Genomic DNA, 15443 nt, shown 5'->3' with positions numbered 1-15443 from the left:
ACTTCATACCGAAATTGCCCTGCGATGCCACACAGATCAGTTGTTCCGCGCCATCATTGGTGAGGCCGGTGTTAAAAGCACTGCCGAAGGCAGCTATTGACACTGCGGTGCACACCCCAGGCGATCAAACCAGCCGAATTCAAACGAGTCATTGTTGATACGGCAATCCAGGAAAAGGCGATTGCCATCCGATGGATAGCCGATTACTGGAAATCACTCGTGGCAAGTACAAGTCGTTGATGAAATCGCAGGATCGCGGCTCAAGCGCAGATAGATCATAGAACCTGCAATCGGACATCTGAAATCGGGTCATCGAATGGATCGCCGTTGGTTTACCGGGCAAGTTGGGTAATGTACTGCGCTCTGCGGTATATGCGGCAAGTTACAGCTTGTGCAACTGAAGAGAACAATACACCGTTTGGGTCTAAAGAATGCTTTATTGCAGCTTGCATTGCTTTTGCTGATCAATAGCTTTTACGCAGAAAAACCTTATGCTGGCATGACTGCGTAAATTTTGCAGGGGCGACTATTTAATGGCTGGCTCAATAATCAAGATGAAGAACATACTTTGGGAAGTATGTTCTTCGCAGCAAGGTCGTTCAGAAAATTTCTAGTTGACGCAAGAGGAATAAGTACTGGGACAAGTTGCATCCAATCCACCTGAAGGTGTGATCTTCTGAGCTTTCATATTCAACGTTTCCAGTACCTTGGAATAATAATCTGGATTGCGTGTCCAGAAAATGTAGTTAGCTTTCAACGTATCCCGAGCAAAAGTTAGGAGTTCTGAAATGGTAGGTTGATAACCAGTTCCGTCGGTTCTGGTATTTTTATAATTACCTGACATTACCGAAGGCGTTAGAGGCACAACCCCGGAAAGTTCAGGATAGTAGTTGTAGACTCCTTTTGGAGTGCCTGGGTACTGAAGTCCTGGTTCTTCTAGGAAAACATCCGGTCCACCCAACCCTGTTCCCATTGTATTCAAGCTGCCGATAAATGATTCTAGAATAGGGCGTGGATAATTCGTGAACTGGAATGTCACCGTATTGGGGAAGTAATTACGCATCTGTTGTTGCAGGTTGAGCATATTGGCGTAATAGTCGTTTATTTGAGCACTGGTTAATGGTATTACTGCCTGTCCCATAGCAGTTTCGGTTAAGCCGATGCCTTCAAAGTAAGCGTTAGAATTGAAACGATTTCCCAATGCACGGATTAGTGCGGTCAAGCGGTCACGTACTAGCGGATTCCACAACTTAATATTACTCCCTTGTTGACCTTCTTGATTGACACTATCATAAGTAAATACGCCTTCTTCGTACTTAGCCGTTTTTACATAGTCAGGCACGAGCTCTTCTAAAGGATCGAAGGTTCTCATATCCAACATAATAATCAGGCGCTTGCCTATTGCACTGAGCTCAGTAAGACGCTTTGCAATCGACGAAAAATTATATACGCCTTCAGATGTTTCTAGCTCTGCCCATGAGTAACGAATATGTATTCCACGTAACGCTGGCGTTGCTTTGAGTTCTTTGTACACCATCGACAAATACCAAGAAGCATCTTTTCCATGATCCATAAGCGAGTAATAATGGCCTGGGTGCCATTTAACTGGCGTGGTTACTGGCGGTGTTGTAGCACCGGCATGCGCTGTTTCCCAAGACATGGAGATCATGCTAATAAAGCACATAAGTGCAATCAGGATGGCCTGATGCGCTTTTTTATGTGCAATGAGCAGATTGGGTTTTATGGTAGCAAGTGGTAGCAAGCTGGTAGTCAGTAGTGCTTTATTACTGGTGTTCATATTAGATTCCTCCTTAAAATTAAAAGGACGGAACTGCGCGGATACGTGTATCGAAGTTTTATTGCTCGATACTCACCAAATCACATGTGCGATAAGACGAGTGGCGTTATCTGGCAGTCCTGCCATCATGGGGCATTTGCCCGTTAGATCAGTGACTTTGCGTCCTCTGCTTTCGCAGAGTTTGCCTTTTTCATACTGCAGTGCTAATAAAGCACAAATTGTGCCAATATAATATTATTGTGATAAATAACTACAACTAGTAACTTTGGATATTGCAGTTGTATAAGCTGGAATGCGTGTTATAAGCTTTTCAGCGTAGCTGAGGTAATTATTAATCCATTTGCGCTATGGACAATATGGCTGCTGGGTATATCTGTTTGATACGAGCTGTGAGAATCGATATGGATTACGTAGCAGGGCACCGTCCTAGATAGGTAGTTGGGGAGAGTTTTGAAGCGGCGCTCGAACAGATTGGATTGCTCTTTAGCGTGAGTAAAGTAATATTGATGTGTTTAAATGCGGTTATGTAACAGACTTTATCACTCGGATGGTATGGCGGAGTTCTTTTATCAAAGAGCAATGATTCAATCAGTTGATGGAATTGTGAATGATAAATAAATTCATTTTAATTAATACGCCAGATATCAATTTGAATAATTCTGCGCGATATCTAAGAAAATAGATATTGACGAATACTCAGATGGCAATATGACGCTTTTTGTTACTTACCGACAAAATAGGAGTATTTTGTAAGCATCCAACCTCACCGTCTAAAAATCAAAAATCACTCCTGATATCTTCAGGTTATTTTCAGGAGGTGAAGTAATGGAATGGACGCCCACTGATGTTGGAATGGGGGTGTAAATAATTTTGTGTAGATGGCCATTTAGCATGGAAACTGCTTATATACTTTTTTGGGAGTAAAAATGACTACCCCCAAATCCCTGTCGACCGACTTAATTGATAGCCTGCTGGCCGATTACAAAAAACCGCAAGATTTAATCGGTGAGCATGGTGTTCTCAAGCAACTCACCAAAGCGCTGGTTGAGCGTGCTCTGCAAGCAGAAATGATCGAGCATCTTGGTCACGATAACTACGAAACGGTAACCAATCCCACTGGCACTGCCAGAAATGGTAAAAGTCGTAAGACCCTGAAGGTGAATTGCCCATCGAGATTCCCCGTGACCGTGAAGACCGTTTTGAACCGCAAATCATTTCCAAGCATCAAACCCGCTGGGCGGGATTTGATGACAAGATTCTTTCGCTGTATGCCCGTGGCATGACAGTGCGTGAGACCCAGCAGCACTTCACCGAAATGTATGGCGCCGAAAGTATCGCCTTCGCTTATTTCTACGGTCACTGGCAATCTCGGCCTCTCAATGCGGTGTATCCTGTTATCTATCTTGACTGCATCCATGCCAAAGTTCGTGACGCGGGTAGCGTTCGTACCAAAGCGATTTACCTGGCGATCGGCATAACATATGGAGGGCCATAAAGAAATACTGGGCTTATGGATTGCTCAGGCCGAGGGTGCCAAGTTCTGGCTCAGCGTTGTCACTGAACTCAAGAACCGTGGCGTGCAGGATATCTTTATCGCCTGTGTTGATGGCTTGAAGGGCTTTCCGGAAGCGATTGAATCAGTCAACATAAGCCTACGCAAAGTCAGCAAAAACCGCGGATCGTTTCCTAACGATAACGCTGTAATCAAATTGTTCTATTTGGCTCTCAGCAATATCGCCAAAAAATGGTCTATGCCAATTAAAGATTGGAAGCCTGCGTTAAACAGGTTTACTATTCAATTCGAGGAGAGAATCCCCCTCCGCTATTAAACTCCGTTTACACAAAATCTAGGAAACCCCCTGAGAAAAGCCTGCCGGTATTCGCTGCATTATACGACCGGCTAATGCAAACCCTGCTCGACACCGCCCAGCTCAACGGTATCGATCCTCCCTCATGGCCCAAAACACGCTCATAAAACTCCCCACCCGACCGAATAGCCGTATCGACGAATTGTGGTGCCTCTAATGCCGGAATTTATTAAATCACTTAAACTGAATGAATGACAGGTAGTTGCGCTGGACGCTTACATTGGTAGCTACTATCACGACTGATTAGGCAGGTACTCCATCGGATCGACTGGTTTGCCATGTTTCCGTATCTCAAAATGCAGTTGTATTGTATCTGTATCGGTATTACCCATTTCCGCAATTTTTTGACCTTTTGTCACCGCTTCTCCTTCTTTCACCAGTATCTTACTATTATGCGCATAGGCACTTAGGAAAGTATTATTGTGTTTAATGATGATCAAGTTTCCATAACCACGCAATCCATGACCACTATAAACCACTTCACCGGCAGCAGATGCCAGGATCGGCTGCCCAGCCTGACCGGAGATCTTTACACCTTTGGAGTTTTTTGAGAAGGACGATAGTAATTTACCCGTTGTCGGCCATATCCATTCAGTATCAGATTGATTAGCCGCCTTATCAGCAGATTTTTGCAGTTCTGGCTGAGGAGCAACTTCAATCCTGTTATTTTTTGCTACTTCCACCGGCCGAGAAGGTAAAGGCGCCACTGCCGCAGACGATGCATTTACTGGTTTTCTTAACTGTGCCACATTCTGTTCTGAGAACGGCAACTTGAGCGCTTTAGGGCTTGTTTTCAGGTTTGCTTTCACATTACTGCCGGCACGACTCTCGCTTTCTTCAGGAACCGCCGCGAAGGGCTGTTCGTTGGGTTCGATCGTTGTTTCTATGGGTTGCTGAGGTAGCGCAAATAAAACAGGGCGGGCCTCATTTTCCGGAGCAAACAAACTTATTTTCTGCCCTGGTTTAATGGCTTTGGGGTCGGCAATGTTATTCCATTCCGCTATTTTCTTGAAATCGATACCATGATTCAGTGCAATGCTGTATAGCGTGTCCCCTTTCTGTACGATATAAAACTGATTATTTAGATTATTTGCTTCGGTTGCTTTATTCGCTAATCCAGACGAGTCAGTTTTTACGCGATCCACCACGGGTACCGGAGGCTGCGTTGTGCTACAGCCAATCAGTACAAAACAGATCATAAATAGCAACAAGTAGCGCTTCAAAGATAGTGCCTGCGACCGATTTTTCAAAGGGCGAATTACCTTGATGGTACAGCTACTGATAGCAATATCGATTAGCCCGGTTGGATTGTTTGTCATTTTAATATTCCCTGTATCGTTATTTCTTTACGACACCAGATAATAAGGGTACAAAATTTACCTCTTCCAGTATGGTTTCAGTATAACCTTGGGAATTCCGTTCAATAATACACAAATTCTGTTTCTGAGTTCCTTTGGGAAAAACCATTCTACCCCCCACAACTAATTGTTCCAACAACAAAGCAGGGACATGCGTCGTTACAGCTGTCATGATAATACCATCAAATGGCGCAGCTTCCGCTAATCCGTGCAGACCGTCGGCATGTCTCATATGCACATTTCTGATCTGCAATTCCTGCAATCGGATCCGGGTGCGGGTCAATAATGGCCCAATACGTTCGATTGAGTAAACTTTCTGCGCAATTTGTGCCAATATTGCCGTCTGATAACCACAGCCGGTGCCAATCTCCAGGACTTTTCCCAAATCAGAATGAGCACGCAATAACTCACTCATGCGTGCAACAATCCAAGGACTGGATATGGTTTGCCCATAATTGATCGGTAAAGAAACATCTTCATAAGCACGACTTGCCAGGGCTTCTTCAACGAAAATATGACGGGGAACAGCGCCCATGGCAGACAAAATCACTTCATCAGCAATACCCAATGTGCGTAAACGCTCAATCATTCGCATTCGTGTGCGCTGCGAAGTCATACCAATTCCAGAATGACGAACACTCACCAATTAGTATCCATAAAATTTTATATTACTGAAACACAACAAGTACCTAATTATTAAGCCACCTTGTTATAAGATCCAATTGATCGTATCGAGTCAAATCAATCTGTAATGGAGTTACCGAAACCCGGTTATGCTGCACAGCATAAAAATCTGTACCTTTACCTGCATCCTGCGCAGCACCCGCCGCACCAACCCAATATAGACTTTCACCACGCGGACTTTGCGATTTAATGACTGGTTCTGCTTTATGGCGTCGGCCCAATCGGGTAACTTCAATCCCTTCCAGTTGCTGATATGCAATATCCGGCACATTGATATTTAATAAAACTGGGTCATGAATTTCATTTTCTCGGAACCGCTTTACCATATCAACTGCAACACGGGCTGCTGTCACGAAATTTCCCTTGGATGCATCGACCAAAGAAACAGCTAACGAGGGAATTCCCAGCAAGAAGCCTTCTGTCGCCGCAGCCACCGTACCTGAATAAATTGTGTCATCGCCCATATTAGCGCCACTATTCACACCCGAAATTATCATGTCTGGCATAACATCCAGCATACCGGTAACAGCAAGATGCACACAATCCGTGGGGGTTCCATTGACATAATAGAAACCATTATGGGATTTATGTAAGCTTAGTGGACGATCTAATGTGAGTGAATTGCTGGATCCACTGCGATCCCTTTCAGGGGCAACTACAATGATTTCAGCAACTTCAGAAAGTAATTCAGCAAGGCATGCAAGACCAGGTGCAAAATATCCATCATCATTACTAAGTAATATGCGCATTTCTATAAGGCCATGATAATCAGTGAATAGTCAAATAAATACTTTTTGCACAGTAAACTCAGTATCAATTCTATTTAAATTGAGCGTTACCTACCCAATGGTCGGGGCGAGAGGATTTGAACCTCCGACCACTTGCACCCCATGCAAGTACGCTACCAGGCTGCGCTACGCCCCGAACAGGAAATTATAACAAATTAAACGCTCTAACTTCTAAACTAACGCTGAAAAACATATTCCTTAGGAAAGAAGTAGTGACATCACACTTTTAATCTCATGTCGAATGTGTTGTAAATCTGCGCTAGAAGGAGATATATTGATATCGGTTGATTTTATATGCGTTGATTTATCTTCACTATGATCGAGTCGGTTACGTGCCCCACTAATCGTAAAACCTTGATCATAAAGCAGTTCTCTAATACGCCGAATTAATAATACTTCTTGATGCTGATAATAACGTCGATTACCGCGACGTTTAACAGGTTTTAATTGTGTAAACTCCTGCTCCCAGTAGCGTAATACATGCGGTTTAACACCACAAAGAGTGCCTACCTCGCCAATTGTAAAATAACGTTTTGCCGGGATTGGAAGTGATACATTACTTGGTTTTTTGTTTTCCATGATAATTCTTTTCAACCAAGGTTTTTAGTTTCTGGCTGGCATGAAATGTAACCACGCGGCGTGCGGTAATAGGAATTTCCTCTCCCGTTTTAGGATTTCTACCAGGACGCTGGGGTTTTTCTCGTAATTGAAAGTTACCAAATCCTGAGAGCTTAACACCTTCGTTATTTTGCAAAGCATTACGTACTTCCTCATAAAAAGACTCAACCATGTCCTTTGCTTCACGTTTATTAAGCCCTACATTCTCAAATAATAAATCTGCTAATTCAGCTTTCGTTAACGCCATACTTCACTCCATTTAGTCATCAATTTTTGTAACTTTTAATTCATTTATAGCTAAATTCATCAAACAGTAGCACTTTTAATAAAAACTGATTAATCACTCATCTCATATACTAGGCTTGCGAAGAATAAACTTCGCCCCATATAGACTAATTAATACAACTTTTGAATGATCATCAGTTACGTAATGTTGCACAAAACTTATTTTCCAAAATTTTTATCAAGCTTGTTACTGCAAAATCAGCTTCTTCATCGGTCAATGTTTTCTCAGTATCTTGTAACAACACACGGAATGCAAGACTTTTTTTGGTGTTTTCCACACCCTTGCCGCGATAAATATCAAACAATGAAATATCCGCTACAATCGCTGATTTTTCTGCGTACATACTGGTTAACAATGAATGCACCGTAACATCATTGTCAACGATTATCGCAATATCGCGCCGCACTGGCGGGAATTTAGAAATTTCCTTAGCAACGGGTAATGATTTCGGTATCAGGCTCTCTGAACTCACTTCAAATACTATTGCATTCTTTTGCAAACCATATTTCTTCTGCCAACGCGGGTGCAGTTCTCCCAGCCATCCAACTGCTTGATCATCAATACAGATTTGTGCTGCTTTTCCAGGATGCAACGCCGGATGAGAGAATCTCTTGAACTGAATATTCTGATTTCTATACAAAGCTTCTATATCTGCTTTGACATCATAGAAATCAACGTTTCTAGCCGGCATGCCCCACTGCTCAAACGCCATATCTCCATAACAGAGCCCCGCAAGTTTCTCTATCTGCTCACAGTCACTTACATCACTCCTGACAAAACAACACCCCATTTCAAACAAACGCACTCTGATTTGCTTACGATTTAAATTAAATTGCAAGTTGGATATCAAGCTACCAATCAATGTACTGCGCATCACGCTCATCTGGCTCGCAATCGGATTCTTTAATGCAATCGCTTTACCATTATCCACAAAATCAAGTTCCCATTCTGCATCTACAAACGCATAATTAATGACTTCCTGATAATCACGAACGACGAGTAACTGCTTTATCTCTGCTGTGGAATGCTTGGCTTCCGATGTCGGCAGCATCGCCATATCGGCGCGCGGGAAATGAATAGGTATGTGATCATATCCATAAATGCGTGCCAGCTCTTCTATAAAATCTTCTTCAATCACTAAGTCGAAACGATAGCTTGGAGGTATAACATTGAAAATATCCTCTCTTATCGAGAACTCAAATCCCAAGCGTTTAAAGTAGTCACTGATTTGTTGTTTAGTCATATCAATGCCCAATACTCGCTTTACTCGATCGACGCGTACATTTACAGAATATCTTCGCGGCAATGCATGTCTCACCTCGGTCACAGGCCCTGCTTTACCGCCACATATCGCCTGTATCAGATAGGTAGCGCGCTCCAATGCATCTCTGGTTGCGGCGAAATCTACACCACGTTCAAAACGATAAGCAGAATCGGAACTGAATCCAAGATGAAATGATTTGCCGCTGATCACATTCGGGTTAAAGAATGCGCTTTCTAAAAAAATGTCTGTTGTACCGCACGTTACACCGCTGTCCAGTCCACCCATAATACCGGCTAGTGCGAGCGGTTTATGTTCATCAGCGATTAACAGCATGTCTGAAGTTAGGTTTACCTGGCTATCATTCAATAATTGCATCTTTTCATGCGGCAGTGCGTAACGGACTTGAATAGCGCCCGCGATCTTGGCCATATCAAAAGCATGCATGGGCTGACCCGTTTCCAGCAGTACATAATTAGTGATATCGACGATTGGATTGATAGATCGTATCTCGCTACGCTCCAGCCGCTGCGTTATCCATAGTGGCGTTAATACATCGAGATTGACGCCACGTATTATCCGGCCACAATACAAGGGACAGGCTGCAGGAGCCATCACGTTCACATTCAGTGTATTTTCAATTTCTCCAGGAACCCGATCTATCGCTAGCGAGGTTAACTCAGCAGCTGTAATAGCAGCCACCTCGCGCGCCACACCCAACACGCCAAGACAATCAGCACGATTGGGCGTCAGACTCAGCGTAAAAACATTATCGTCAAGTCCGTAATAACTACGAAAATCTGCGCCTACCGCAGCATTCTCAGGAAGCAGTAACAAGCCGTCAGTCGCATCAGTAATACCCAATTCCTTGGCAGAACACAACATACCGGCAGAATCAATGCCACGCAGCTTCGTTTTTTTGATCGTAAAACCCGGCAAAGTCGCTCCAATCAGTGCGCAAGGCACTTTCACACCGACGCTGACATTAGGTGCGCCACAGACAATCTGCAGCAAGTCTGTCTCGGCATTTCCTGTCTTGACATTGCAGACTTTCAATCGATCTGCGGTAGGATGCTTCTCGACCGAAAGCACTTCAGCCACAACAACTTTATCAAAGATTGCCGCTACCGGTTGGATACTTTCAACTTCAATCCCCGCCATGGTTAGCGCATGTGCCAGTTCATTACTTGAGCAAGGTGGATTAACAAAGGTACGTAGCCAGTTTTCAGAAAATTTCATGTGAATCTACTATGAATTACAACAGATAAGTAAGTTAATCAGGTTTAATTAAATTGTTTAAGAAAACGCAAATCATTTTCAAAAAATAATCTTAAGTCATTGACGCCGTACCTAAGCATAGCCAAGCGCTCCACTCCCATACCAAAAGCAAATCCAATATATCGTTCACTATCAATTGCAACATGCTTGAGAACATTAGGATGAACCATTCCACAGCCCAGCACTTCTAGCCAACCGGTATGGCTACAAACACGACATCCCTTTCCGTCACACATCACGCAACCAATATCCATCTCAGCAGAAGGCTCAGTAAACGGAAAAAAGGATGGTCGGAATCTTACAGGTAAATCGCCACGCTCAAAGAAACGCGCCATGAAATCAGCCAAAACACCCTTTAATGCAGCAAAATTGGCATTCTCATCGATCCATAGCCCTTCAACCTGATGGAACATTGGCGTATGCGTTACGTCAGAATCGCACCGATAGACACGCCCGGGTGCAATTACCTTGATCGGGGGTTCATTATTTTGCATATAGTGAATCTGGACTGGCGATGTGTGTGTGCGCAGCAAATTGCCATTATCAATATAGAAAGTATCATGCATTGCTCGCGCAGGATGATTCTCTGGAATATTCAGCGCAGTAAAATTATAAAAATCCGTTTCGATCTCGGGACCTGAAGCCACATTAAAACCGATTGAATGAAACAATGTTTCAATACGCTGCAAAGTTCGTGTTACTGGATGTAAACCACTCACTCTCAGTCCTCTGCCAGGTAACGTGACATCCAATGCTTCCTCAGTCAATTTGGCTTCCAGCTCTTTTGCTTGTATCGCATTTCGCCGAGTCTTAAGCGTTGCCTCTAATTGATCTTTTGCTTGGTTTATCCGACTCCCCATAGCAGGACGCTCCTCAGCAGGAAGCTTTCCTAATCCTTTAAGTAATTCTGTCAGTACACCGCCCTTACCAAGATAGCGCGCCTTGACATTTTCTAACTCAGCAGGGTCTTCAATACCCTCCAGCAAATCTGTTGCTTCACTAATTATTTCTTCCAGGTTTTTCATGTAAATTCAACATTTAGCGTTAATGAGCAGAATTACGATCATTACATTTAACAAGAAAAAGGGAGGCTCAGGTTTATACCCCGACCTCCCGATATTTTTTTCATTACAGTTAGTTATGTGGCCAAACTGGCTTTTGCTTGCTCCGCAATACTCTCAAAAGCTTTCTTATCAAATACAGCCAAATCAGCCAATACTTTTCTATCTACTTCGATACTTGCCTTTTTAAGACCATTCATAAATACGCTATACGACAAGCCACATTCACGAGCAGCCGCATTAATACGTGCGATCCATAGAGCCCGAAATTGTCTTTTACGTTGACGGCGATCTCTATAGGCGTATTGACCAGCCTTCATAACAGCTTGCTTAGCTATACGATAGACGTTCTTACGACGTCCACGGTATCCTTTAGCCAGATCTAATATTTTCTTGTGCCGCGCATGAGCGGTTACACCACGTTTAACTCTTGGCATGATCGTTCTCCTTTATGCGTACGGCATCATAGCGCGCACTGAAGTTACATTAGTGGAGTGAACACTAACCACACCTCGTAATTGACGCTTATTTTTGGTCGTCTTTTTTGTCAAGATATGACGCTTAAAAGCTTGTGAGCGTTTAATACTTCCATTTGCTCGAAACTTGAAGCGTTTCGCCGCGCCACTCTTGGTTTTCATTTTTGGCATAAATACTCCCTATTTAACATGAAGCTAGGTGTTTTCATTATTGAAAAACTTCTCCAACCTAGTGATCACTTATTATTTCACCACATTGACAACAGAAAATTACTAAGACAAGAACTACGATACTGTGGTCGAAGTTTCCATCTTTACTTTAGGCTCTTTTTTCTTCGGTGATAACACCATAACCATTTGCCGACCTTCCATTTTAGGAAACTGTTCCACCACTGCAAATGACTCTAAGTCATCCTTCACACGCTCTAATAAGCGCATACCAAATTCCTGATGCGCCATTTCTCGTCCTCGGAAGCGTAGTGTCACTTTAACCTTATCCCCTTCATTAAGGAAATTAGTTAAATTTCTTAATTTTATATTGTAGTCGCCTTCATCCGTATTCGGTCTAAACTTAATTTCTTTGATCTGAACTTGTTTCTGCTTCAGCTTCGCATCATGTTTTTTCTTACTTTCCTGGTAGCGAAACTTGCCATAATCCATCAAGCGACAAACAGGGGGCTGCGCTGTCGGCGCGATCTCAACCAGATCAACTCCTGCTTCATCTGCTAATGCATTTGCATCAGCAAGTGCAACGATACCTACTTGCTCCCCATTCACACCAATCAAGCGTACTTCTGGCACATCTATCTCATGATTGACGCGCGCTGTTTTTTCCTGAGCTATGGTAAATCCCCTAAGTTTAGTTTAATAAAGCACCCCGCTCAGCAGCGAGGTTTTAAGAGCACTCTTCAGGCTGCTGATTTTCTACCGTCCCTCTTCCACAAGGAGCGGCGAAATAAACCCTGATGAAATTAAAAGAAAATTTATACTTTCGAGGAAAGTTCTTCTTTAAGGCGCTCTATTAAGGCTTGTAATGTCATTTGACCAAGGTCCTCTCCTACACGATTACGAACAGCAACTTTATTTGTTCGTACTTCTTCATCTCCAACAATAATCTGATAAGGAAGTTTCTGTAAACTATGCTCGCGAATTTTATAGGTTATCTTTTCATTTCTCAAGTCTAATCCGACTCTAATTCCATGATACTTCAGTTGAGTAGCTACTTCTTGAGCATAATCAGCCTGTCCCCGGGAAATATTTAATACAACAACTTGCTCGGGTGACAACCATAGCGGAAACGCACCTGCATAGTTTTCTATCAGTATGCCGATAAATCTCTCCAGAGACCCTAAAATAGCTCTATGCAGCATAACTGGTACTTGGCGCGAATTATCCTCTGCTACATATTCCGCGCCTAAACGGTCGGGCATAGAAAAATCCAGTTGCAATGTACCGCATTGCCATACACGCCCAATGCAATCCTTTAGAGAAAATTCAATTTTGGGTCCATAAAATGCACCTTCACCAGGCTGCAACTCCCATTCAAGCTTAGCCTCATTTACAGCTGCCTCAAGTGCTGCTTCAGATTTATCCCATTGTACTTCTGATCCTACACGCTTTTGTGGACGCGTTGAAAGCTTAACCAAGAGCTCTTTAAAACCAAAATCAGCATAAACAGATTTCAGTAAATCAATGAATCTTACAACCTCATCTTGTATTTGATCTTCTGTACAGAAGATATGCGCATCATCTTGTGTAAATGCACGCACCCGCATAATACCATGTAGTGCGCCGGATGCTTCATTCCGATGGCATGAACCAAATTCAGCCAATCTTATCGGTAGTTCCCGGTAGCTTCGCAAACCTTGATTAAATATTTGAACATGCCCCGGGCAGTTCATTGGTTTTATGGCAAAATCTCGTTCATCCGAATTCGTAGTAAACATATTTTCACGAAAATTTTCCCAATGCCCAGAGCGTACCCACAAATTCTTATCCAGTATTTGTGGTGTTCGTATTTCCTGATAGCCATTTTGATTCAATATACTTCTCATATATTGTTCAATTTGTTGCCATAGTGTCCATCCTTTGGGATGCCAGAATACCATGCCCGGCGCTTCATCCTGTACATGAAACAGGTCAAGCTGTTTTCCAAGTCTCCGATGATCTCGCTTTTCCGCTTCTTCTAAACGATGTAAATAGTCTTTCTGATCATCCTTGTTTGTCCAGGCTGTTCCATAAATACGTTGTAGCATTTCATTATTGGAGTCACCTCGCCAATAAGCTCCTGCCACTTTCATGAGTTTAAAAACTTTTATCTTTGAAGTCGTAGGAACATGCGGCCCTCGACAAAGATCTGTAAAATTACCCTGAGAATAAAGCGACAAATCCTCATCACCTGGTATGGACTCAATGATCTGTGCTTTGTAGTGTTCCCCTTGCTGTTTAAAGAAGTCAATCGCATCAGAACGCTCCAATACTTTTCGTTCTATCTTTAAATCTCGTTTGCTGATTTCAAGCATGCGCTTCTCGATAGCAATCAAATCTTCAGGAGTAAATGCGCGCTTATAAGAAAAATCATAATAAAATCCATCATCAATTACAGGTCCAATGGTAACCTGCGCATCAGGAAATAATTCCTTGACAGCGTGAGCAAGCAAATGAGCGCAGGAATGCCGAATAATTTCCAATCCTTCAGCATCTTTCTCCGTAATAATGGCAAGCTCACAATTCCCGTCAATTTGACTGTAAACATCAACCAGCTTACCGTTCATCTTCCCTGCTATCGCTGCACGAGCTAAACCGGATCCAATTGCTGAAGCCACGTCTATAACGCTTACAGGCTGATCAAAAATGCGCTCAGAGCCATCTGGTAAACGAACAACAGTCACAAATATTCCTTCCGTCTCACAGTTATTCAACAAAACAATGACTTCTATTAATTACCTTGTAATTCGTAAAAACTTTTCTTCAATGAGCAATTGTTTTATACCAGTTATTCATTTTTTGCAAACCATTTAGAAGTTTTGGAGCAAAACCAATAGCCACTGCATCAACCAAACAGTACCAAGCAGCCACACCGCTAGGTGGATTTCCTTGCGTCCAATTAAAAATCGGCTCAATAGATGCCCATTTCCATGTTCCGGCTGCCGTACCAATAATTTCCAACCAAGTACAAATAAAGAAAGCACCAAGATAAACCATCGGTGACCGCCCTTTAAAAATACAAACAACAAAAATACAAAACAAAAATGCACCCACTTGATCTCCTTGTTCAGGTATCCCACTAATACCCCATAGCGACCATAATCCACCAATCGCTATCACAAAGAAAGCCAGTTTTTTTGCATTCATTAAGAAAAATCTTGAGCGTGCAAGCTTAACAGCTGTCAGATAGACCATTCCATGTCCCGGAGGTACATAATACGGTACATTTCCAAATCGATAGGTATAGCCTTCCATATAAATAGATGCAAAGTGTTCCCCTGCAGTAGCAAATGCCACAGCAATAATGACCTGCATTCTTATTTCTCTATTCTCTCCAATTAATAATCCGATTAGAAAAATCCAAGCAATAACACCCAATAGGTTCTGGACTTGAATACTCGCACTTCCATCAATTACCAAGCTTACCGCTACACAAAAGAATGTAAAACCAGCAATAAAATAATCCCGATTTCTATGTGGATAAGCCACATCAGGTTTAGGAAAATGGTCAAACATAATACAAAAAACCCTACATTGTAATAAAAAACCCGCCATCAGCGGGTTATTCAGTTTTTCCTGAGTTACGAAGTAAGCTGAAGGGATATTCTCCTCTGTGGCACTAAGAAACTACCAGTGCACAGAAAGCAATTATTGAAACACAATATAAAGAAACATAATTCAGTACAAATTCTATCGAAAAAGATTTTTTCTCTTTATGATGCTCTTGCTATACGATGAATTCTGGGGATAACTGTACATC

General features: G+C 42.6%; 13 protein-coding genes, 1 tRNA gene, 1 pseudogene and 1 riboswitch. Of the genes and pseudogenes, 1 reads left to right on the top strand and 14 read right to left on the bottom strand.

The window, feature by feature from the left end; genetic code table 11:
- Positions 1-610 precede the first annotated feature (610 nt).
- Positions 611-1798, bottom strand: coding sequence for a glycoside hydrolase (locus Q0K92_RS02530; protein WP_297324233.1), 1188 nt, complete (start codon positions 1796-1798; stop codon positions 611-613).
- 109 nt (positions 1799-1907) lie between these two features.
- Positions 1908-1994, bottom strand: a riboswitch (cyclic di-GMP riboswitch).
- Between the two features lie 730 nt (positions 1995-2724).
- On the opposite strand from Q0K92_RS02530, the pseudogene Q0K92_RS02525 reads away from it, so the two are divergent.
- Positions 2725-3627, top strand: a pseudogene (locus Q0K92_RS02525) (IS256 family transposase).
- A gap of 272 nt (positions 3628-3899) precedes the next feature.
- Here Q0K92_RS02525 and Q0K92_RS02520 read toward each other — a convergent pair.
- The 13 genes from Q0K92_RS02520 to Q0K92_RS02460 all read right to left on the bottom strand — a co-directional run bounded on the left by Q0K92_RS02520 (position 3900) and on the right by Q0K92_RS02460 (position 15199).
- Entirely contained in the window at positions 3900-4985 is a 1086-nt protein-coding gene (locus Q0K92_RS02520) for a peptidoglycan DD-metalloendopeptidase family protein (RefSeq protein WP_297324232.1), read from the bottom strand.
- 19 nt (positions 4986-5004) lie between these two features.
- Positions 5005-5667 carry a protein-L-isoaspartate(D-aspartate) O-methyltransferase gene (locus Q0K92_RS02515; protein ID WP_297324231.1) on the bottom strand — a complete coding sequence of 221 codons (663 nt, stop codon included), beginning with the start codon at positions 5665-5667 and terminating at the stop codon, positions 5005-5007.
- A 46-nt stretch (positions 5668-5713) separates the two neighbouring features.
- A complete protein-coding gene (gene surE / locus Q0K92_RS02510) occupies positions 5714-6457 on the bottom strand; it encodes a 5'/3'-nucleotidase SurE (protein ID WP_297324230.1) in 744 nt (247 codons plus the stop codon).
- Positions 6458-6555: 98 nt separating this feature from the next.
- Positions 6556-6632 (bottom strand) — tRNA-Pro (locus Q0K92_RS02505).
- Positions 6633-6694: 62 nt separating this feature from the next.
- Positions 6695-7075 carry a MerR family transcriptional regulator gene (locus tag Q0K92_RS02500; RefSeq protein WP_297324229.1) on the bottom strand — a complete coding sequence of 127 codons (381 nt, stop codon included), beginning with the start codon at positions 7073-7075 and terminating at the stop codon, positions 6695-6697.
- A complete protein-coding gene (locus Q0K92_RS02495) occupies positions 7053-7361 on the bottom strand; it encodes an integration host factor subunit alpha (RefSeq protein ID WP_110342016.1) in 309 nt (102 codons plus the stop codon). The genes Q0K92_RS02500 and Q0K92_RS02495 overlap by 23 nt, the downstream gene beginning before the upstream one ends.
- Positions 7362-7533: 172 nt before the next feature.
- Positions 7534-9900 carry a phenylalanine--tRNA ligase subunit beta gene (gene pheT / locus Q0K92_RS02490; protein ID WP_297324228.1) on the bottom strand — a complete coding sequence of 789 codons (2367 nt, stop codon included), beginning with the start codon at positions 9898-9900 and terminating at the stop codon, positions 7534-7536.
- 44 nt (positions 9901-9944) lie between these two features.
- Positions 9945-10964, bottom strand: a complete 1020-nt coding sequence (gene pheS / locus Q0K92_RS02485) for a phenylalanine--tRNA ligase subunit alpha (RefSeq protein ID WP_297324227.1) — start codon at positions 10962-10964, stop codon at positions 9945-9947.
- Between the two features lie 113 nt (positions 10965-11077).
- Positions 11078-11437, bottom strand: coding sequence for a 50S ribosomal protein L20 (gene rplT / locus Q0K92_RS02480; RefSeq protein WP_110342022.1), 360 nt, complete (start codon positions 11435-11437; stop codon positions 11078-11080).
- A gap of 12 nt (positions 11438-11449) precedes the next feature.
- Positions 11450-11647 (bottom strand): 50S ribosomal protein L35, encoded by a 198-nt coding sequence (gene rpmI, locus Q0K92_RS02475; protein WP_110342024.1) that lies wholly within the window; start codon positions 11645-11647, stop codon positions 11450-11452.
- 114 nt (positions 11648-11761) lie between these two features.
- The gene (infC, locus tag Q0K92_RS02470; RefSeq protein ID WP_297324294.1) at positions 11762-12319 is read right to left on the bottom strand and encodes a translation initiation factor IF-3; all 558 of its coding nucleotides are present in this window, start codon (positions 12317-12319) and stop codon (positions 11762-11764) included.
- 140 nt (positions 12320-12459) lie between these two features.
- Positions 12460-14367 carry a threonine--tRNA ligase gene (gene thrS / locus Q0K92_RS02465; RefSeq protein WP_297324226.1) on the bottom strand — a complete coding sequence of 636 codons (1908 nt, stop codon included), beginning with the start codon at positions 14365-14367 and terminating at the stop codon, positions 12460-12462.
- Positions 14368-14446: 79 nt separating this feature from the next.
- On the bottom strand, positions 14447-15199 hold the full coding sequence (locus tag Q0K92_RS02460; protein WP_297324225.1) for a hypothetical protein: 753 nt from the start codon (positions 15197-15199) through the stop codon (positions 14447-14449).
- Positions 15200-15443 lie beyond the last annotated feature (244 nt).

Origin of the sequence: Nitrosomonas sp. (assembly GCF_024282095.1) — a bacterium.
Lineage (GTDB): Bacteria > Pseudomonadota > Gammaproteobacteria > Burkholderiales > Nitrosomonadaceae > Nitrosomonas.
This window is presented reverse-complemented; position numbering and strand designations above follow the sequence as displayed.

Excerpts from the sequence above, each read along its gene's own strand:
- Q0K92_RS02460 (WP_297324225.1), bottom strand. The coding sequence starts at position 15,199 with ATGTTTGACCATTTTCCTAAACCTGATGTGGCTTATCCACATAGAAAT.
- Q0K92_RS02500 (WP_297324229.1), bottom strand. The coding sequence starts at position 7,075 with ATGGAAAACAAAAAACCAAGTAATGTATCACTTCCAATCCCGGCAAAA.
- surE (WP_297324230.1), bottom strand. The coding sequence starts at position 6,457 with ATGCGCATATTACTTAGTAATGATGATGGATATTTTGCACCTGGTCTT.
- Q0K92_RS02495 (WP_110342016.1), bottom strand. The coding sequence starts at position 7,361 with ATGGCGTTAACGAAAGCTGAATTAGCAGATTTATTATTTGAGAATGTA.
- rplT (WP_110342022.1), bottom strand. The coding sequence starts at position 11,437 with ATGCCAAGAGTTAAACGTGGTGTAACCGCTCATGCGCGGCACAAGAAA.
- pheT (WP_297324228.1), bottom strand. The coding sequence starts at position 9,900 with ATGAAATTTTCTGAAAACTGGCTACGTACCTTTGTTAATCCACCTTGC.
- pheS (WP_297324227.1), bottom strand. The coding sequence starts at position 10,964 with ATGAAAAACCTGGAAGAAATAATTAGTGAAGCAACAGATTTGCTGGAG.
- Q0K92_RS02530 (WP_297324233.1), bottom strand. The coding sequence starts at position 1,798 with ATGAACACCAGTAATAAAGCACTACTGACTACCAGCTTGCTACCACTT.
- rpmI (WP_110342024.1), bottom strand. The coding sequence starts at position 11,647 with ATGCCAAAAATGAAAACCAAGAGTGGCGCGGCGAAACGCTTCAAGTTT.
- Q0K92_RS02520 (WP_297324232.1), bottom strand. The coding sequence starts at position 4,985 with ATGACAAACAATCCAACCGGGCTAATCGATATTGCTATCAGTAGCTGT.